General features: G+C 74.0%; 13 protein-coding genes. 8 read left to right on the forward strand and 5 right to left on the reverse strand.

All coding sequences use genetic code 11. The features are described 5' to 3' along the window. Positions 1–73: 73 nt before the first annotated feature. The 3 genes from GA0070604_RS04245 (at position 74) to purE (ending at position 3,833) form a co-directional block, all read left to right on the forward strand. The gene (locus GA0070604_RS04245; RefSeq protein WP_091114488.1) at positions 74–2,113 is read left to right on the forward strand and encodes a thioredoxin domain-containing protein; all 2,040 of its coding nucleotides are present in this window, start codon (positions 74–76) and stop codon (positions 2,111–2,113) included. A 71-nt stretch (positions 2,114–2,184) separates the two neighbouring features. Beyond that, positions 2,185–3,345 carry a 5-(carboxyamino)imidazole ribonucleotide synthase gene (locus GA0070604_RS04250; protein WP_091114492.1) on the forward strand — a complete coding sequence of 387 codons (1,161 nt, stop codon included), beginning with the start codon at positions 2,185–2,187 and terminating at the stop codon, positions 3,343–3,345. Next, positions 3,342–3,833 carry a 5-(carboxyamino)imidazole ribonucleotide mutase gene (gene purE / locus GA0070604_RS04255; protein ID WP_091114495.1) on the forward strand — a complete coding sequence of 164 codons (492 nt, stop codon included), beginning with the start codon at positions 3,342–3,344 and terminating at the stop codon, positions 3,831–3,833. Before GA0070604_RS04250 ends, purE begins: the two co-directional genes overlap by 4 nt. A 364-nt stretch (positions 3,834–4,197) precedes the next feature. Here the strand turns inward: purE and GA0070604_RS34225 are convergent, their stop codons facing one another. Together GA0070604_RS34225 and GA0070604_RS04265 are read right to left on the reverse strand one after the other, a co-directional pair. Beyond that, positions 4,198–7,347 carry an SCO7613 C-terminal domain-containing membrane protein gene (locus GA0070604_RS34225; protein WP_377592648.1) on the reverse strand — a complete coding sequence of 1,050 codons (3,150 nt, stop codon included), beginning with the start codon at positions 7,345–7,347 and terminating at the stop codon, positions 4,198–4,200. A gap of 1,942 nt (positions 7,348–9,289) precedes the next feature. Further along, positions 9,290–10,717 carry a UDP-glucose dehydrogenase family protein gene (locus GA0070604_RS04265; RefSeq protein WP_091114502.1) on the reverse strand — a complete coding sequence of 476 codons (1,428 nt, stop codon included), beginning with the start codon at positions 10,715–10,717 and terminating at the stop codon, positions 9,290–9,292. Between the two features lie 247 nt (positions 10,718–10,964). Here GA0070604_RS04265 and GA0070604_RS04270 point away from each other — a divergent pair, with 247 nt between their 5' ends. Then, on the forward strand, positions 10,965–12,128 hold the full coding sequence (locus tag GA0070604_RS04270) for an acyl-CoA dehydrogenase family protein (protein ID WP_091114505.1): 1,164 nt from the start codon (positions 10,965–10,967) through the stop codon (positions 12,126–12,128). Positions 12,129–12,186: 58 nt separating this feature from the next. Here GA0070604_RS04270 and GA0070604_RS04275 read toward each other — a convergent pair whose 3' ends face one another. Further along, positions 12,187–12,846, reverse strand: a complete 660-nt coding sequence (locus GA0070604_RS04275) for a phospholipase D-like domain-containing protein (RefSeq protein ID WP_091114508.1) — start codon at positions 12,844–12,846, stop codon at positions 12,187–12,189. A 23-nt stretch (positions 12,847–12,869) separates the two neighbouring features. Between GA0070604_RS04275 and GA0070604_RS04280 the strand changes: the two genes are divergently transcribed. Further along, positions 12,870–13,388, forward strand: coding sequence for an acyl-CoA thioesterase (locus GA0070604_RS04280; protein WP_091114512.1), 519 nt, complete (start codon positions 12,870–12,872; stop codon positions 13,386–13,388). A gap of 296 nt (positions 13,389–13,684) precedes the next feature. Next, positions 13,685–15,673 (forward strand): acetoacetate--CoA ligase, encoded by a 1,989-nt coding sequence (locus GA0070604_RS04285; protein ID WP_091114517.1) that lies wholly within the window; start codon positions 13,685–13,687, stop codon positions 15,671–15,673. A gap of 18 nt (positions 15,674–15,691) precedes the next feature. Here the strand turns inward: GA0070604_RS04285 and GA0070604_RS04290 are convergent, their stop codons facing one another. Further along, positions 15,692–16,381: a TIGR03089 family protein gene (locus GA0070604_RS04290; protein WP_091114520.1), complete on the reverse strand. Its 690-nt coding sequence runs from the start codon at positions 16,379–16,381 to the stop codon at positions 15,692–15,694. 148 nt (positions 16,382–16,529) lie between these two features. Here GA0070604_RS04290 and GA0070604_RS04295 point away from each other — a divergent pair, with 148 nt between their 5' ends. Further along, positions 16,530–17,675, forward strand: a complete 1,146-nt coding sequence (locus GA0070604_RS04295) for a glycosyltransferase family 4 protein (RefSeq protein ID WP_091114523.1) — start codon at positions 16,530–16,532, stop codon at positions 17,673–17,675. A 64-nt stretch (positions 17,676–17,739) separates the two neighbouring features. Further along, entirely contained in the window at positions 17,740–18,831 is a 1,092-nt protein-coding gene (locus GA0070604_RS04300; protein ID WP_091114526.1) for a mannose-1-phosphate guanylyltransferase, read from the forward strand. A gap of 23 nt (positions 18,832–18,854) precedes the next feature. Here GA0070604_RS04300 and GA0070604_RS04305 read toward each other — a convergent pair whose 3' ends face one another. Continuing rightward, complete coding sequence (locus tag GA0070604_RS04305) at positions 18,855–19,439, reverse strand: NUDIX hydrolase (protein ID WP_091114529.1); 585 nt, start codon at positions 19,437–19,439, stop codon at positions 18,855–18,857. Positions 19,440–19,592: the final 153 nt, after the last annotated feature.

Raw genomic sequence — 19,592 nt, forward strand, 5'->3', positions numbered from 1 at the left:
CGAAGGGCGGTCTGCCCCGGCCTGACCGGTCCGCTCCGCAGCGCCGCCGCGGCCCGCTGGATATGGTCGTCGGGTGAACCGACTCGCCAACGCCACGTCGCCCTACCTGCTTCAGCACGCCGACAACCCGGTCGACTGGTGGCCCTGGTGCGAGGAGGCGTTCGCCGAGGCGAAACGGCGCGACGTCCCGGTGATCATCTCGGTCGGGTACGCGGCCTGCCACTGGTGCCACGTGATGGCGCACGAGTCGTTCGAGAACGAGGCCGTCGCCCGGCTGATGAACGAGGACTTCGTCCCGATCAAGGTGGACCGGGAGGAGCGGCCGGACGTCGACGCCGTCTACATGACCGCCACCCAGGCGATGACCGGCCAGGGCGGCTGGCCGATGACCGTCTTCGCCGCCCCGGACGGCACCCCCTTCTTCTGCGGCACGTACTTCCCCCGGCCGAACTTCATCCGTCTGCTCGGGTCGGTCGCCACCGCCTGGCGGGACCAGCGGGAGGCCGTGCTGCGCCAGGGCGCCGCCGTGGTCGAGGCGATCGGCGGCGCGCAGGCCGTGGGCGGCCCGGGCGCACCGCTCACCGCGGAGCTGCTCGACGCCGCCGCGGATCAGCTCGCCCGGGAGTACGACGAGACGAACGGTGGCTTCGGCGGGGCGCCGAAGTTCCCGCCACACATGAACCTGCTCTTCCTGCTGCGGCACCACCAGCGCACCGGCTCGGCGCGGAGCCTGGAGATCGTCCGGCACACCTGTGAGGCGATGGCCCGGGGTGGCCTCTACGACCAGCTCGCCGGCGGGTTCGCCCGCTATTCCGTGGACGGCCACTGGACCGTGCCGCACTTCGAGAAGATGCTCTACGACAACGCGCTGCTGCTGCGGGTCTACACCCAGCTCTGGCGGCTCACCGGCGACCCGCTGGCCCGCCGGGTGGCCCGGGACACCGCCCGGTTCCTCGCCGACGAGCTGCACCGGCCCGGCGAGGGCTTCGCCTCCGCGCTGGACGCGGACACCCAGGGCGTCGAGGGCCTCACCTACGTCTGGACGCCCGCGCAACTGGTCGAGGCGCTGGGGGACGAGGACGGCCGTTGGGCCGCCGACCTGTTCGGGGTGACCGAGCAGGGCACCTTCGAACACGGCACCAGCGTGCTCAAGTTGGCGCGGGACGTCGACGACGCCGATCCGGAGATCCGGGCCCGCTGGCAGGGCGTGGTGGCGCGGCTGCTGGCTGCCCGGGACGCCCGCCCCCAGCCGGCCCGGGACGACAAGGTGGTGGCCGCCTGGAACGGGCTGGCGATCACCGCGATCGCCGAGTTCCAGCAGGTCGCCGCGCTCTACGCGTCCCCCGACGACGAGGACGCGAACCTGATGGAGGGCGTCACCATCGTGGCCGACGGGGCGATGCGGGACGCCGCCGAGCACCTGGCGAGTGGGCACGTCGTGGACGGCCGGCTGCGCCGGGTCTCCCGCGACCGGGTGGTCGGCGAGCCGGCCGGCGTGCTGGAGGACTACGGCTGCGTGGCCGAGGCGTTCTGCGCGATGCACCAGCTCACCGGCGAGGGGCGGTGGCTGGCGTTGGCCGGTCAGCTCCTGGACGTGGCGCTGGCCCGGTTCGCCGCCCCGGACGGCGGCTTCTACGACACCGCCGACGACGCCGAGCGGCTGGTCACCCGGCCCGCCGACCCGACCGACAACGCCACCCCGTCCGGCCGGTCGGCGATCGTCGCGGCGCTGGTCGCGTACGCGGCGTTGAGCGGGGAGACCCGGTACCGGGAGGCGGCCGAGACCACCCTGTCGACCGTCGCGCCGATCGTCGGGCGGCACGCCCGGTTCACCGGGTACGCGGCCACCGTCGGCGAGGCGCTGCTCTCCGGCCCGTACGAGATCGCGGTGGTGACTGACGACCCGGCGGGCGACCCGCTGGTGGCGGCCGCCCACCGGCACGCCCCGCCCGGTGCCGTGGTGGTGGCGGGCCGCGCCGACCAGCCGGGCGTGCCGCTGCTGGCCGAACGGCCGGCGCTGGACGGGCGCTCCACCGCGTACGTCTGTCGGGGGTTCGTCTGTGACCGGCCGGTCACCTCGGTCGACGACCTGGCCGCCCGGCTCGGCCGCTGACCCGCGCCGGATCGCTCGGGCCGCCGCCCGCGGGCCGACCCCGGCGCGCGGGCGGATAGGCTGGCGGCGTTATGGATTCCCGTACCGGACTTCCTGTCGTCGGCATGGTGGGCGGAGGGCAGCTGGCCCGGATGACCCACCAGTCCGCCATCGCCCTCGGCCAGTCGCTGCGCGTGCTGGCGCTCGCCCCGGACGACGGCGCGGCCCTGGTCGCGGCCGACGTCCAGTACGGCGACCACACCGACCTCGCCGCCCTGCGCACCTTCGCCAAGGGCTGCGACGTGGTCACCTTCGATCACGAGCATGTGCCCACGGCGCACATCCGCACCCTCGCCGACGAGGGCGTGAAGCTCTACCCGCCGGCCGAGGCGCTGCTGCACGCGCAGGACAAGCGGGTGATGCGCGAGCGGCTCGCCGAGCTGGGTGCGCCGAACCCGGCCTGGCGGCCCGTCGAGGCACCCGCCGACCTGGTCGCCTTCGGCGAGGAGGTCGGCTGGCCCGTGGTGCTGAAGGCGGCCCGGGGCGGCTACGACGGCCGGGGCGTCTGGCTGGTGGACGACGCCACCGGGGCCGGCGAACTGGCCGCGACCCTGCTGGCCGGGGGCACCCCGCTGATCGTCGAGGAGCGGGTCGCGCTGCGCCGGGAGCTGGCCGTGCAGGTGGCCCGCTCGCCATTCGGGCAGGTCGCCGCGTACCCGGTGGTGGAGACGGTGCAGCGGGACGGCATCTGCGTCGAGGTGCTCGCCCCGGCGCCGGGCCTGCCGGAGGAGCTGGCGGTCGCTGCCCAGCAGCTCGCCATCGACCTGGCCACCGCGCTCGGCGTGGTCGGCCTGCTCGCCGTGGAACTCTTCGAGACCGACGCCGGCCTGGTGGTCAACGAGCTGGCCATGCGGCCCCACAACTCCGGCCACTGGACCATCGAAGGTGCGCGTACCTCCCAGTTCGAGCAGCACCTGCGGGCGGTGCTCGACTATCCGATGGGGGACACCTCGCTCGCCGCGCCGGTCGTCGTGATGGCCAACGTGCTGGGCGGCGAGCCGGGCGGGATGCCCATCGACGAGCGGCTGCACCACCTGTTCGCCGCCGAGCCGGGGGCCAAGGTCCATCTGTACGGCAAGCAGGTGCGCCCCGGCCGCAAGATCGGGCACGTCACGGTGCTCGGAAACGACCTGGATGAGCTACGGGCCAGGGCGGCGCGTGCCGTCCGGTGGCTGCGGGAGGGACGCGGGTGAGCACCGTCGGGCTGATCATGGGCAGCGACTCGGACTGGCCGACCATGCGGGCGGCCGGCGAGGCGCTCGACGAGTTCGGGGTGGCGTACGAGGTCGGCGTGGTGTCGGCGCACCGCACCCCGGTCAAGATGATCGAGTACGGTCGGGCCGCCGCCGATCGCGGGGTCAAGGTGATCATCGCGGGTGCGGGCGGGGCGGCTCACCTGCCCGGCATGGTCGCCGCCGTCACCCCGTTGCCGGTGATCGGCGTGCCGGTGCCGCTCAAGTACCTCGACGGGATGGACTCGCTGCTCTCCATCGTGCAGATGCCGGCCGGCGTGCCGGTGGCCACCGTGTCGATCGGCAACGCCCGCAACGCCGGCCTGCTCGCCGTCCGGATCCTGGCCGCCTCGGACGAGGTCCTGCGGCAGCGGATGGTCGACTTCCAGCAGAGCCTGGAGAACCTGGTGGCCGAGAAGGACGCCGCCCTCCGCGCCTCCCTCCCCTGACCGTCGCCGCCCGCTCGGGCCGGCTCGCCCGACCGGCCGCCGCCGGGTCCGCGCCCGACCTCTGATGGGCCGCCGGGTCCGCTCCCGGCCTTGATCGACTCGCTTTGCGGTAGCTGGCGGCATCCGCTGCGCCGGAGACCACGATGTGCCGCAACTGGTGTTGATCAACCCCGGAACCCCAGCCGCTCGCACCAGCACCCGCTGCCGCAGCCTCCGCACGAACCGGCACCCCTCCCCGCACCCTCCGTACGGGCCATCACCCCCTGCCGCAGCCTCCGCACGAACCGGCACCCCCACCCGCACCCTCCGTACGGGCCATCACCCCTCTGCCGGCCCCCGACGGTGGACGCCAGCCCCTCCGATCTCATCTCATGCCGCGTAGGGCGGTCTGTAGCCGTTCCTGGGCGCGGCGGCGGCGCTCGTTGCTGGCGCCGAGCGCCAGCAGGATGATGCCGACCGGGATCAGCACCAGCCACGGGCCGAGGCTGATCAACGCGTGCACCGCGGTCACCGCGGTGACCGCGGCTCCCACGATCACCGGCGCCTGCTGCCGGCTCGTCGAGCCGAAGATCAGCACCGCCACGGCGCCGAGCAGCAGCAGCACCTGCCGCAGCATGCTGGTGTCGGTGGCCAGCACGATCGCCAACGTCGGCAGGAACGCGGCGACCAGCGCCGGCCCGTACGCCACCCAGCTCGACTGGTCCGGCCGGTGCCGCAGCTCCAGCACCCCGACGAGCAGGGCGAGCGCCGCGAACGGCAGGGTGTACGCCTCGGGCAGCGCCACGTCGGCCGCCCGCATCAGGATCCACCAGGCGGTGATCTCGCAGCCCACCACCGACCAGAACAGGATCCGCCGCTCCACCGGCCGTCGGCCTGGCCGGCCGGCCGCCACCCCGAGAACGGCACCCCAGGCGGCCAGCAGCGCGGCGATGTGCCGGGGCGAGTCGTACGCCAGGGCCAGCGCGATGAGGGCGGCGGCGTAACCGCTCCACTCCACGGTGGCCGCCTCCCGGTACGCCTCGGGGCGACGCAGCCGGGGGAGGGTGGCGGCGAAGACCTGGAGCGCCGCCCCGACCGCCAGCACCCCGAACGCCGACCAGACCGCGGCCAGCCCGACGACCAGGCCGAGGGTGAGCACGAAGAGTTCGGCCATCAGCGAGGCGAACAGCCAGCCGAGGATGCGGGCCCGTTGGGTGGTGCCGAAGAGCGCGGCGACCACGCCCACGCCGACCGCGCCGCCCAGGGTGAACAGGGTCAGTTGCCGGGTGGCGAGGCTGCCGGCCAGCCCGGCGCCCCCGGCTGCCAGCCCGATCGCGAACACCAGCACCCGGGCGACGCGCAGCGAACGAGCCGGCTCGGCCAGCGACGGGGGTGGGGTCAGCGCCAGCCCGAGCATGGCGATGGTGAAGACCGCCAACCCGGCCAGCGCGGTCTGCGGCCACCCGTGGCCGAGCGCCACCGGCGTGATCAGCAGGGTGACCGCCGCGCCGGGCAGCACCACCGGGACGGCCCGGGAGCGCCGCCCCCCGCTGAACCCGGTGGCGGCGAGCGCCGCCGTCGCGGTGAGCATCAGCGCGGTCAGCACATGGGTCGGATCGACGGCCCCGGCGGGCGGGGTGAGCAGTTCAGGCGGCGCATCCCGCCAGATCCGCGGCAGCACCCGGAACGGTTCGACCAGGGCCACCAGCAGCGGGGGCGTCAGGCTGATCAGGGCCAGCGCGGTCGGCACCACGGCCGCCGCGAGCGCCCCGGCGGCCGGGCTGACCCGCCAGCGCGGCTCGGTGCCGTCGTCCGGCAGCCGCCGCAGCGCCCCGTCGAGCAGCACCGACCAGCGGCGTACCGGTCGGGCCGAGTTGGCTGGCGGGATGGTGGCGGCCCGGACCAGCTCCGCGAGTACGCCGAGCAGCGCCGCCGCGGCGGCGTACACCCCGGAGGGCAGGTGGGTGAGGACCGCGGCGACCGCACTGATGGTCGCGCCGCCCACCACGGCCACGCTCGCGTACGGGAGGTATTCCGGCACCTGCCGGCGGACCGCCGCCATCGCGGCGAGGCCGATGCTGGACGCGGCCAGCGCGGCGGTGAGCACCACCTGCGGTGAGCGGCCGAACTCGGCGGCCAGCGCGGCGACCGCCCCGGGCAGGGCGAGCAGGGCGGCACCCGCCGCGGCCCCACCCACCTGCACCAGGTGCGGTGGCATCCCCTCGGTACGGACGTCCTCGACGAGCGTGGGCGCGAGCCCCCGGGCCAGGGCGGCCACCGTCACGCCGATCAGCGCGATGCCGCCCAGCGCCAGCGCGGTGGTCCAGGGGCGGACCAGCCCGGCGCCGGCGGCGTGCAGGGCGACCACCCCGGCCACCACGGCCCGGGACACTGAGGCCCGGGGGTCCACCGTGGCCACCGCCGCCATCCCGAAGATCGTGGCGACCGTGGCACCCACCAGCACCGGCGACCACCAGGGCAGGTCGAAGGCGGCCGGGGCGCCGATGGTGGCGAGCACGGCGGCGGCACCGGCGACGTCGTACTTCCAGGGTGGCGGCAGCAGGATGCCGGCGGCGCCCGCCAGCAGCGCCAGCGCGACGGGTGCCTGCCAGGCCGATCCGCCGGTCGGCGCGGCCGGCCAGCCGCTCAGGTCGCCGGCCCAGATCGGGCCGGGCGTGGCCACCACGCCGACCCCGCCGCGCAGCGCGCTCCAGGCGGCGATCAGGCCGACCAGTGTGCCGCCGACCGCGAGGCCGAGGATCGGTCCGCGCCGCCATTCCTCGGGCAGCGCCCGGGCGGCGACGGCGACCAGCAGGATCAGCCCGGCCGCCACCACGAGCTGGCCGCCGGGCACGAGCACGGCGGCGATGCGGACCAGGGTGGCGATCAGCGCCGCCGTGGTGGCGGCGAGCGCGAGGTCCGACCCGTCCAGGGACAGGTCGGCGCGGCGGCCCGCGTCCACCCGTGGCGCCAGCGCCAGCAGCGCGGCGGCGAGCAGCAGTAGCCCACCCACCCAGGCGTCGGCGGCGGTGGCGCCGGGTGCGCCGAACCCGGCGGCGGCGACCGCCACCGCGCCGAGCACGGTGCCGACCGCGTGCGGCGCGCTGAGATGCCGCTGCGCGACCTGGACGATGGCGGCGTAGCCGAGGGTGACGCAGACGCCGAGGAAGCTCGCCGCGAGGATCGGGACGGTGACCTCGCGCAGGCTCGCCGGCGTCGGGGTCGGGTCGGTCGGCACGGTCGCCGCGACGAACGCGGCCACCGCTCCGGACAGCGCGAACGCCGCGCCGCCGGCCGCCCAGCCGCAGACCGTGTCGGCCGCCACCGTCGCGATCCGGATCCGGGGCGCCAGCGACACCAGCGCGCCGGCCAGGAAGAGGGTGGTCAGCGCGGCGGCGGTGAGCGCCGGTCGGGCCAGCGAGGCTCCGGCGCCGATCAGGCCCAGCCCGGCGGCGGTGACCGCGTGGACCACGGCGGACCGTCCGGTGCCCGCGGTGAGGCCGAGTATGCCGATCCCCACCGCGGTGAGCAGCATCGGCCAGCAGGCCGCCGCCCAGCCCAGCCCGAGGGAGGCCGGCACGGCGAGCGCGGTCAGCGCCGCCGCGACCACCGCGAAGTCGCGCCGGATCTCCGCGGGCAGGGCGACCACCGCGGCGATCGTGAGCAGCAGCGCGCTGGCCGCGAGCTGCCAGCCGCTCGGCCCGACCGCCGCGGCCAGTTCGGCCGGCCACCGGCTCAGGTCGGCCGACCAGGCGGGCAGCGCCGCGCGGACCGGTGCCAGCCCGGCCCGCAGCGCGCCGCCGGCGACCACCAGGCCGCTGACCGTCAGGGCCACCGCCGAGGCGAGCTGCGGCCCGCGCCGGGCCGCCTCGGGTACGGTCCGGACGGCGAACCCGGTCAGCGCGATGACCGCGGCGATGAGCAGCAGTGACCGGCCGGGGAAAGCGACCGAGGCGACCCGGCCCAGCGCGCCGATCACCGCGAGGGTGACGATGCCGGCGCCCACGTCCGGCAGCGGCGGCCGGCGCAGCGCCAGCGCCCCGGCCAGCCCGACCAGTGCGGCGAGCAGCAGCACCGCGCCCGCGCCGGCAGCGGCGGGTACGGTCGCGGCGTGCAGCAGCGCGGTGACCGCGTACGCCAGGGCGACGGCGACCGCGCCGCCGTGCAGTGCCCAGGTCAGTTCCGGCAGCCAGGGCACCGGACGGGCGGGCGGGGCGGCTGGAGCGTCTCCGGGCGCGGCGAGCACCTCGGCGGACTCCTCGGGGTCCGTCTCGGGTCGGCCGTCGGCGGCGCGCTGCTCGGGTGGGGTGGGTGCCGGCGGCGGGGCGGGCAGGTCGCGCCGGACCGGCCGTTCGAGGAGCACCGCCGAGCGGGCCAGGGCGAGGTCGACGACGGCCACCACGGCCAGCACCAGCGCCCAGCCGGCTGACCCGGTGATCCGCTCGTACGCCAGCAGCGGCAGCACCGGTTGGGCGGCCAGCACGGTGGCGAAGCGCGGGGCCCGCAGCCCGGTCCAGTACGCGTACCCGACGGCGACGACGGTGGTGACCAGGAAGATCGACCCGGCGAAGGCCGAGCCGGAGGCGCCGCCGATCCGGTCCACGGCCCAGAGCGCGTACCCGGCCAGCGGCACCAGCAGCAGGCCCACCGCGGCGATCGTCTCGGCGGTCGAGGTGAGCCCCCGGCGGGCCAGCACCGGCGGGGCGAGCAGCAGCAGCACCGTCGCCACCAGCAGGACGGCGAGTCGGGCCAGGGCGTCCATCGAGCTGGTGGCGACCGCGGCGAAGACCACCGCGGCGACGCCGAGCAGCAGCGCGCCGAGCCCGAGGGGGATGTTCTGCACCTCACGGGAGGAGGCCTCCGGGGGGTGTTGCGGATCATCCACGTCGAGCCAGTGCGGCCTGGCCCGGGGCGGGGGACCGTCGGGGCCGGGCGACGGGGTGCCCTGACGGGGCACCCGCGGCGGCGCGCCGGTGGTGGCCGTCGGCGGGCGGCGGCCCGGCTGCCGGCGAAGCACCCGACGCGGCCGGCTGGCCTGCTTCTGTCGCTGCTCACCGGCGTGCGCGAGGATGTCCCGCTGGAAGAGCGCGGCCTGCATCTTGGCGGCGATCTGCCGCTGTTCGCGGGCGATCTCGGCGTCGCGTGCCTTCATCTCCGCGATCGAGCGCTCGATCTCCGTGAGGTGGTCCGCCCACTGTGGCTGGTCGGCCCCGCAGCGCGGGCAGACGACGGCCGGCTTGATCTCCCGCCCGCACGAGGCGCACCTGAAGTCCTGCACGACACCCCTCCGTCCGGCCGGCCCGCACTGTGGACCTTCACTGTCGCAGCATGCCTTGACCGGGCGTGGATTTCGACCGTTGCCGGCGCGTTCCGGGGCGACAAAAAACCGGCCGGCCGTGGAGCGGATCCACGGCCGACCGGATGGGTCGGTCGACTGTCGCGGTGTCAGGCGCGCCGAGCCGGACTTGTCGTCAAGATCAGGGGCGGCCCATGCCGCGGTACGCCCAGCCCGCCTGCGTCCACAGTGTGGAATCCAGGCAGTTGCGCCCGTCGACCACCTTGCGCCCGTTGACCAGTTCGCCGAGGGCGACCGGGTCGGCGTTGCGGAACTCGGCCCACTCGGTGAGGACACAGACCAGGTCGGCTCCGCGTACGGCGTCGTTCATGCTCGCCTCGTACGTCAGCTCGGGAACCGCCCGGCGCGCGTTCTCCATGCCCTGCGGGTCGAACACGTGCACGTCGGCGCCGGCCTTGCCGAGCAGCGCGGCGACCGCGAGCGCCGGGGCGTCCCGTACATCGTCGGTGTTCGGCTTGAAGGTGGCACCGAGCACGGCGATCCGGGTGCCGGAGAGGTCCGGCCCGGCGGGCCCGGACCGGCGGCCGAGCAGGTCGGCGGCGACCTGGAGCACCCGGGTACGCCGACGCTGGTTGATCAGGTCGACCTCGTGCAGGAAGCGCAGCGCCTCGCCGGCGCCGAGCTCCTGGGCGCGGGCCTGGAACGCCCGGATGTCCTTGGGCAGGCAGGCGCCGCCGAAGCCGAGGCCGGCCTGGAGGAAGCGGTTGCCGATCCGGGGGTCGTACCCGATGGACCGGGCCAGCTGGGTGACGTCGCCGCCGGCGGCCTCGCAGACCTCGGCCATCGCGTTGATGAAGGAGATCTTGGTGGCCAGGAACGCGTTCGCGGCGACCTTGACCAGCTCGGCGGTGGCGAAGTCGGTGACCACCAGCGGCACCTCGCGGTCCTCGGTGGCGGCTAGGTCGAAGACGCCTTTGTGGGCGGCGTAGAGCATGCCGTTGGCCCACTCGCTCTTGACCCCGACCACGATCCGGTTGGGCCGCAGCACGTCGTCGACGGCGAAGCCCTCCTGAAGGAACTCCGGGCTCCACGCCACCTCGATGCCGAGGTCGGCCGGGGTGTGCTTGCCGACCAGTTGCTCCACCCACTCGGCGGTGCCCACGGGGACGGTGGACTTGCCGACGATCAGCGCCTTGCGGGTCAGGTGCTGGGCGAGGCTGGTCACCGACGCCTCGACGTACGACAGGTCGGCGCCCATGCCGTCGGCCCGCTGCGGGGTGCCGACGCAGATGAAGTGCACGTCGCCGAAGTCGGCGGTTTCCTTGATGTCGGTGCTGAACCGCAGCCGGCCGGCGGCCAGGTTGCGCCGGAGCAGCTCGTCCAGGCCGGGTTCGTGGATCGGGACCTCGCCGGCGTTCAGCTTGGCGATCTTGTCCGCGTCGACGTCGAAGCCGAGTACCTCATAGCCCAGCTCGGCGTAGCAGATGGCGTACGTCGCGCCGAGGTAGCCGGTGCCGAGGAAGGTCACCCGGGGCCGGGCCGCGCCCGAGGGCGGGGTCACCGCGGCGATGGCTGGCATCGGCTGGGTGTTCGGATACGGGATGGTCACGCCTGTTTTCTCCGCTCGCACTGGCGGCGCTTCCTTGCGTCGCATTCGGCTGCGGCGCCTGGCCGGGCACCGGTGGGGGATGTTTCGCTGTGATTCTGTGGCCGCCGGTCGGCGTCGACGCCCATCGTGCACGAGCCTACGCGGCGGTAAGGAGCACCAGTTCCTAGGTCGCTATCCTTCACCTTGCGCGGTCGTGGTGGTAAGGCGCTCGGACTGCGCATTTTAGCGGTGAAGGGGAGGGGCCGACATGGCCGCAGAGCAGTCGTTCGACGTCTACCGGTTGCCGGAGGAGCACGAGGCGGTCCGGGAAGCGGTTCGTGAGGTCTGTACGGCGAAGGTGGCCCCACACGCCGCCGAGGCGGACGAGACCGGTGAGTTCCCCAAGTCGTCGTACGACGCGCTGCGCGCGGCCGACTTCCACGCCCCGCACATCCCCGTCGAGTACGGCGGCGCCGGCGCGGACGCCCTGGCGACGGCCATCGTGATCGAGGAGGTCGCTCGCGCCTGCGCCGCGTCCTCGCTGATCCCGGCGGTGAACAAGCTGGGCACCATGCCGCTGATCCTGGCCGGCTCGGAGGAGCTGAAGCGGAAGTACCTCCCCGCGGTCGCCACCGGTGACGCGATGTTCTCGTACTGCCTCTCGGAGCCGGAGGCGGGCAGTGACGCCGCCTCGATGACCACGAAGGCGGTCCGGGACGGCGACCACTGGGTGCTCAACGGCGTGAAGCGGTGGATCACCAACGCGGGCGTCTCCGAGTACTACACCGTCTTCGCTGTGACCGATCCCACTGCCCGATCGAAGGGCATCTCGGCCTTCGTGGTGGAGAAGTCCGACCCCGGGGTCAGCTTCGGCGCGCCGGAGAAGAAGCTCGGCATCAAGGGCTCGCCCACCCGCGAGGTTTACTTCGACAATGTCCGGATCCCGGCGGACCGCATGATCGGCGCCGAGGGCACCGGCTTCGCCACCGCGATGCGCACCCTGGACCACACCCGGGTCACCATCGCCGCCCAGGCGCTCGGCATCGCGCAGGGCGCGCTGGACTACGCCAAGGGGTACGTCCAGGAGCGCAAGCAGTTCGGCAAGCCCGTGGCCGACTTCCAGGGTGTCCAGTTCATGCTCGCCGACATGGGCATGAAGCTGGAGGCGGCCCGGCAGCTCACGTACGCCGCCGCGGCCAAGTCCGAGCGGGGCGACGCCGACCTGACCTACTTCGGCGCCGCCGCCAAGTGCTTCGCCTCGGACGCCGCCATGGAGATCACCACCGACGCCGTCCAGTTGCTCGGCGGTTACGGCTACACCCGCGACTACCCGGTCGAGCGGATGATGCGGGATGCCAAGATCACCCAGATCTACGAGGGCACCAACCAGGTGCAGCGCATCGTCATGGCGCGCCAGCTCCTCAAGGGCTGACCGGCCGAGCTGCCACGATCAGGCGGGCGGGCCGGGATCTCCGGCCCGCCCGCGGTCGTCATCGGGTTTCGGCGGTGCTGTCCGGCCGAGACGCCGTACGCGGGGGCGCGGACCACGGCGACTCGCCGCCGACGCGGCGGGGCAGGGGTTCGGTGGGGGTGCTGTCGGGGTAGCCCAGCGTGAGCGGGGCGGTGTCCGTGTCCTTCAGGTCGGCCGGCGGCCAGTCGCCGAGCGACCGGGTGTCCTCGGCCGGCTTGTCGGCCGGGGGCAACTCCGTACCGGCCACCGGCCGCCCGGGCTGCTTCCGCCACCGCTGTCCGCTGAACACGGCCATCAGCAGCAGCATGCCGATCAGGAACAGCGTGCCGTTCTCCAGCGGCTCGCGCAGCGGCAGCGGGTCCCCGAGCAGCTTCCAGCCGGCAGGGATCTGGTCACGGACGGTGAATGGCGCGACGAACAGGCCGAGGTAGGGCACGACCAGCAGCAGCCCGGCCACGAGCGGACCGAGCGGCGAGAAGCGCAGCGTGCCGAGCAGGCCGAGCAGGATTCCGGCGACGCCGAGGTAAACGGCCGGCTCGATCAGGTTCGGCGTGCTGTACGTACCGATCTCCACCCAGCGGTGCACGGTGCGTCCAGACCCGTCCTGACCGAGGGTGACGAGCACCCAGGTGACGGGCGCCACCACCAACCCGGCGAGGAAGCTCCAGAGATGTCGCATCCGCGCACCGTACCGTTTTCGGCATGACAGATCACCCCTCCACCGGGTCGGCCGGCAAGCCGACCTCGTACTCCCGGGTCACGTTGAGTCGGATCATGACCGCGGTCGATGTCAATCTGTACGGGACCGTGCACGGTGGGGTACTGATGAAGTTCGTCGACGACGTCGCCGGGGCGGCCGCGGCCCGGCACAGCGGCGGCACCGCGGTCACCGCCTCGATCGATGAGATCGTCTTCTCCGAGCCGGTCCGGGTGGGCGACCTGGTGCACGCCCACGCCCAGGTCAACTGGACCGGGCACACCTCGATGGAGGTGGGCGTGCGGGTGGTCGCCGAGCGCTGGGACTCGGCCGAGGACGAGCCGGTCCGGGTCGTCACGGCGTACCTGGTCTTCGTGGGTGTGGACGTCGGCGGCACGCCGCGCCCGGTCCGTCCGGTGCTGCCGGAGACCGCGGAGGACGAGCGGCGCTACCGGGAGGCGGAGATCCGCCGCGCCCACCGGCTGGCCCGCCGCCGTGCCATCCAGGCCCACCGCGCCGGCTGAGATGCAAGGAGGGGCCCCCTGTTAACGCCTCCGGTGGAGGAGGGGCCCCCTGTTAACACCACGAGCCAGGCGGCCGGTCACCGCGTGGAGTTGTTAAGAAGGGGCCCTTCACCCGCACCAGGCGTTAACAGGGGGCCCCTCCTTCCACCGCACCCACATTGTTGGGGGGTGCGGGGTGTGGGGTGGGCACGCCCCGTCGGCGGCACCCGGTGCGGACAATGGCCTGGCGAGGTAGGGCAAGATGGCGCCACGGCCCATGCACAGTGTCGTGACCGGGGCCTGAGGAGGGTGGAGCAGTGGGTGACGTGCTGTGGACGCCGCCGGCCGACGTGCGCGAGCGGTCCCGGATCGGCGACTACCTGCGCTGGCTGGCCGAGCACCGGGGATTGGAGTTCGCCGACTACGACGCGCTGTGGCGCTGGTCGGTGACCGACCTCGACGCCTTCTGGCGCTCGATCTGGGACTACTTCGAGGTGGTCGCGCACACCCCACCGGCCGGCACACTGGGTGAGCGGACCATGCCCGGCACCAGCTGGTTCCCCGGCGCGACGCTCAACTACGCGGAGAACGTGCTGCGGATGCCCGGCCGGGCCGACGACGACCCGGTGGTGATCGCGCACGGGCAGACCCGGGCGCCGGAGACGCTCACCGCGGCGGAGCTGCGCGAGCGGGTACGCCGGGTGGCGGCCGGGCTGCGCCGGCTCGGCGTCGGCCCGGGCGACCGGGTGGCGGCGTACGCGCCGAACATCCCGGAGACGTTCGTGCTGCTGCTCGCCACCGCCAGCCTCGGCGCGATCTTCTCCTCCTGCGCGCCCGAGTTCGGCACCCGCAGCGTCACCGACCGGTGGCAGCAGATCGAGCCCAAGGTCCTGGTGGCCGTCGACGGCTACCGGTACGGCGACAAGCCGATCGACCGGAGCGGCGAGGTGGCCGCCATCCGGGCCGCCCTGCCGTCGGTGCGGCACACGGTCAGCATCGCCTACCTCGACCCGGCGGGGCCGGCCCCCACGGGCGCGATCTCCTGGGGAGAGCTGGCGGCGGAGACCGGCGAGCCGTTGACCTTCGCCCCGGTGCCGTTCGACCATCCGCTCTACGTGCTCTACTCCTCGGGCACCACCGGCCTGCCCAAGCCGATCGTGCACGGCCACGGCGGCATCCTGCTGGAGCACCTCAAGATGCTGGCCCTGCACCACGACCTGGGCCCGGCGGACCGGTTCTTCTGGTTCACCACCACCGGCTGGATGATGTGGAACTTCCTGGTCTCCGGGCCGGCGGTGGGCGCGACCATCGTGCTCTTCGATGGCAACCCGGGCCACCCGGACCTGGGCGCGCTCTGGCGGCTGGCGGAGGAGACCGGCACCACGTACTTCGGCACCTCCGCGCCGTTCCTGCTGGCCTGCCGCAAGGCCGGCCTGGTCCCGAAGGAGATCGCCGACCTGTCCGCGCTGCGCGGCCTCGGCTCGACCGGCGCGCCGCTGCCCACCGAGGGCTTCGCCTGGGTGTACGAGAACGTCAGCGACCGCCTCCAGCTTCAGTCGCTCTCCGGCGGCACGGATGTCTGCACCGGCTTCGTCGGCGGGGTGGCGCTGTTGCCGGTGCACGCCGGGGAGATCGCCTGCCGGGCGCTCGGCGCGAAGGTGGAGGCCCGTTCCGCCGACGGCACCCCGGTCATCGGGCAGCTCGGCGAGCTGGTCATCACCGAGCCGATGCCGAGCATGCCGGTGGGCTTCTGGAACGACCCGGACGGCGCGCGCTACCGCGAGGCGTACTTCGAGGTCTATCCCGGCGTGTGGCGGCACGGCGACTGGATCACGATCAACGAGCGGGGCGGCTGCGTGATCACCGGGCGGTCGGACGCCACCCTGAACCGCGGCGGCGTACGCCTCGGCACCGCCGAGTTCTACTCGGTGGTTGAGGGGCTGGACGAGGTGGTCGACTCGGTGGTGGTGCATCTGGAGGACGACCAGGGCGGCGCGGGTGAACTGCTGCTCTTCGTGGTCCTCGCCGAGGGGCTGGAGCTGGACGACGAGCTGCGGAAGAAGATCTGCCGCGAGCTGCGCAACGCCCTGTCGCCCCGGCACATCCCCGACGAGATCCATCAGGTCCGCGCGGTCCCGCGTACCCTTTCGGCGAAGAAGCTGGAGGTGCCGGTCAAGAAGATCCTGACCGGCACCCCCGTCGACACCGCCGCCGCCAAGGGCGCCCTGGCCAACCCCGAATCCCTGTCGGCCTTCGCCGCCCTGGCCCAACGCCGCGCCAACACCGACCAGTCCACCCCCGCCTGACCGATCCACCCCCACCGCTCAGGTGAGGGCGCGGGTGGCCTTTTCTGTTGCGGTGCGGGAGTCGAGGCGCGACTGGTCCAGGTTGGCGCAGAGGATCAGGGTGGTGCGGGCGGCCAGGGGGGCCAGGAGCCAGTCGATCGGGTCGGGGTGCCGGCCGGTGTCGACCAGCAGCCGGTCGCCGGGGGTGAGGCAGAGCTCCGCGGCCCGGGCCTCCGCGCGGGCCAGCAGCTCCACGTCCGCCTCGCCCGCCTCCGGGTACGGCGTGAAGTGGTCGCCGTGGCCGCGTACCTCGACCACGTAGTCGGCGAAGCCGGGCGGCACCTGTCGCATCGGCAGGGCGAACGGGTCGAGCGCGAGCGCGTACCGTTCCCCTGCCGACCAGGCCGCTGCCGCGTCGGTCCGGTCGGCGGCGGCGAAGAGCACGTCCACCGGGCCCGGGGCGTCGACCACGGTCAGCTTCGCCGACCAGCAGCCGAGCAGCACGGCGGCGGTCTGCCAGTGCGGCGGCAGCAGCGCGGCGGCGGTGTCGCCGGGGCCGAGGGCGGCCTCGTCGACGAGCAGGTTGGCCGTTTTGGCCACCCAGTTCGCGAGCGTCGCGCCGGACAGTTCGGTGCGCTCGCCGGTCGCGTCGTCGTACCAGGTCAGCAGGGGGCGGGTGGGGTCGGTCGCGATTGCGTCGGCGAAGACCCGGGCAATGTTGTCGGCCATCGGTGCGAACGATACGCGTCCCGGTAGGGACTCGATGACAACGACAAGTCGGCGTACCGTCGGGTCGCAGTCAACGCCGGGACCCGCGTCCGGCGTAGGCTTGCCGACAGTGTCGTTCGCCACATCCGTCTGACTGAGGAGTCGCCCCGTGACCGCCGGTCGCCCGCCCCGCGTGCTCATCGACGCCACGAGTGTCCCCGCCGACCGTGGCGGCGTCGGTAGATACGTCGACGGCCTGCTCGGCGCCCTGGGCCGGGTCTGTGGCTCCGGCGTGGACCTGGTCGTGGTGAGCCTCCGCACCGACCTGGAGCGTTACACCCGGATGCTGCCCGAGGCCGAGGTGATCCCCGCCCCGGCGGCGGTCGCGCACCGCCCGGCCCGGCTCGCCTGGGAGCAGACCGGCCTGCCGCTGCTGGCGCAGCAGGTGAGCGCGGAGGTGCTGCACTCGCCCTTCTACACCTGCCCGCTGCGGGCCGGCTGCCCGGTCACGGTCACCGTGCACGACGCGACCTTCTTCACCGAGCCGGAGCACTACGACAAGTCCCGCCGGACGTTCTTCCGCAGCGCGATCAAGACGTCGCTGCGCCGCGCCGACCGGGTGATCGTGCCGAGCAAGGCCACCCGGGACGAGCTGATCCGCCTCCTGGACGCCGACCCGACCCGGATCGACGTGGCGTACCACGGGGTCGACCAGGCCGCCTTCCACGCTCCCAGCGAGGAGGAGAAGGCCCGGGTCCGCGCCCGCCTCGGGCTGGGCAGCAGCAGCTACATCGCGTTCCTCGGGGCCAAGGAGCCGCGCAAGAACGTACCCAATCTGATCCGCGGCTGGGCCCGGGCGGTGGCCGATCGGGAGAACCCGCCCGCGCTGGTCATCGCCGGCGGCCAGGGGCACGACGACGACATTGACCGCGCGGTGGCCGAGGTCCCGGCGCACCTGCGGCTGCTCCGCCCGGGTTACCTGCGCTACGCCGACCTGCCCGGCTTCCTCGGTGGCGCGCTGGTCGCCGCCTACCCGTCGTACGGCGAGGGGTTCGGGCTGCCGATCCTGGAGGCGATGGCGTGCGCGGCGCCGGTGCTGACCACGCCACGGCTCTCGCTGCCCGAGGTCGGCGGCGACGCGGTGGCGTACACCAGCGAGGCCCCGGAAGAGATCGCCACCGACCTGGCCGCGTTGCTGGACGACGAGCAGCGCCGGCTCTCGCTGGCCAAGGCCGGTTTCGACCGGGCCAAGGAGTTCACCTGGGAGTCCAGCGCGGAGGTGCACCTCGCCGCGTGGGGCCGGGCCCGTTCCTGAGTGGGCCGCCGCGGGTACCGCCGACCGTCGGTCCGAAGGGGTGCGGCTCGGGCATGATGTGCTGATGTTCTACGCCGTCATTCCGGCAGGGGGCAGTGGCACAAGGTTGTGGCCGCTGTCCCGGGCCAACCATCCCAAGTTCCTCCACCCGTTGACCGGCACCCCTGCCTCGCTGCTCCAGGCGACGGTGGACCGGCTCGCGCCGCTGACCACTCCCGAGCGAACGCTGGTGGTCACCGGTGCCGCGCACGTCGCGGCGGTGGCTCGGCAACTGGCTGGCCTGCCGGAGGAGAACATCCTGGTCGAGCCGTCGCCGCGCGACTCGTGCGCGGCGATCGCGCTGGCCGCGGCGGTGATCGCGGAACGCGACCCGGCGGCGGTGATGGGCTCGTTCGCCGCCGACCATCTGATCGGTGATCCGGCGCGCTGGGCCGAGACCGTACGCCAGGCGGTCCGCGGCGCGGAGCAGGGGTCGCTGATGACGGTGGGCATCACCCCGACCCGGCCGGAGACCGGCTACGGCTATCTGGAGACCGGCGAGCCGGTGGGCGACGGCCCGCTGCGCCCGGTGGTCGAGTTCAAGGAGAAGCCGGCCGCCGAGGTGGCCGAGGGCTACGTGCGCTCCGGGCGGCACCTCTGGAACGCCAGCATGTTCGTCTGGCGGGTGGACGTCTTCCTGGCCGAGCTGGCCCGGCAGCAGCCGGCCCTGCACGCCGGGATCACCGCGATCGCGGCGGCGTGGGGCACCCCGGAGCAGGATGACGTCCTCGGCACGGTCTGGCCGACCCTGCCGAAGATCTCGGTGGACTACGCGGTGATGGAGGGGGCGGCGACCGCCGGCCGGGTGGCGACCGTGCCGGGCGACTTCGGCTGGAACGACGTCGGCGATTTCCACACCCTGGGCGAGGTGCTTCCCGCCGACGAGGCCGGCAACGTGGTGCTGGGCCCGGACGCCAAGCCGGGTGTGCTGCTGCGGGACAGCAGCGGCCTGGTGGTGGTGCCGCACTCGGGCCGGCTGGTGGCGGCTCTCGGCGTACGCGACCTGATCGTGGTGGACACCCCGGACGCGCTGCTGGTCTGCCCGCGCGAGCGGGCCCAGGACGTCAAGAAGCTGGTCGACGAGCTCAAGGAGCGCGGCGAGGAGGGTCTGGTCTGACTGCTGCCTCTCGCGCCGTCGGCTCAGCCGGCGGCGCGGCGGGCGAAGGCGGCGAGAGCTGGTGCGACGAGTTGTTCGGTGGCGTGTGCCAGTGGCTCGGGCAGCCGGTCCGGCGGGAACCAGCCCAGCGCCTCGGACTCGGCGCTGACCCGTTCGGCGGCCCCGGCCGGGGCGAGCACGGCGAACCGTATGTCGTAGTGCAGCGAGCCGCCCTGGCAGGCGACCTGGTGGATGTCCACGTCGATCGGCACCGGGTCGACGACCAGCCCGGCGATCCCGGACTCCTCGGTGGCCTCGCGCAGCGCGGCGGCGGCCAGGGACCGGTCGCCGGGCTCGCAGTGCCCGCCGAGCTGCACCCACTTGCGGAACTTGCCGTGCAGGCAGAGCAGCACCCGCTGGCCGGTCGCGTCGAGCACCAGCGCGCTCGCGGTGACGTGACCGGCGCGGTGACCGCGACCCAGCGCCACCGGCCCGGCGGTCAGCAGCTCCAGGGTCCGGTCCCGGGCCGCGGCGGCGGCCGGGCTGGTCGGCGACCAGCGGCTCAGCAGCGCGGTGGCGTCGGCGTGCAGATCGGCGTACGCCGGCAGATCGGTGCGGGTGTGGGGCACTCCGACACTCTACGAGCACGGTGGGACGACCGGCCGGCACCTCTACGGCGAGTGCCGCAGACCCTCGTTGGTGTCGCCCGGTCGTCCGCGTCCCTGCGGGACCCCGCCTGCCCCGGCCCGGGTGGATGGCACTCCGGACCCGGCAGGTAAGGA

The sequence above is a fragment of the Micromonospora eburnea genome, from assembly GCF_900090225.1.
GTDB lineage: Bacteria > Actinomycetota > Actinomycetes > Mycobacteriales > Micromonosporaceae > Micromonospora > Micromonospora eburnea.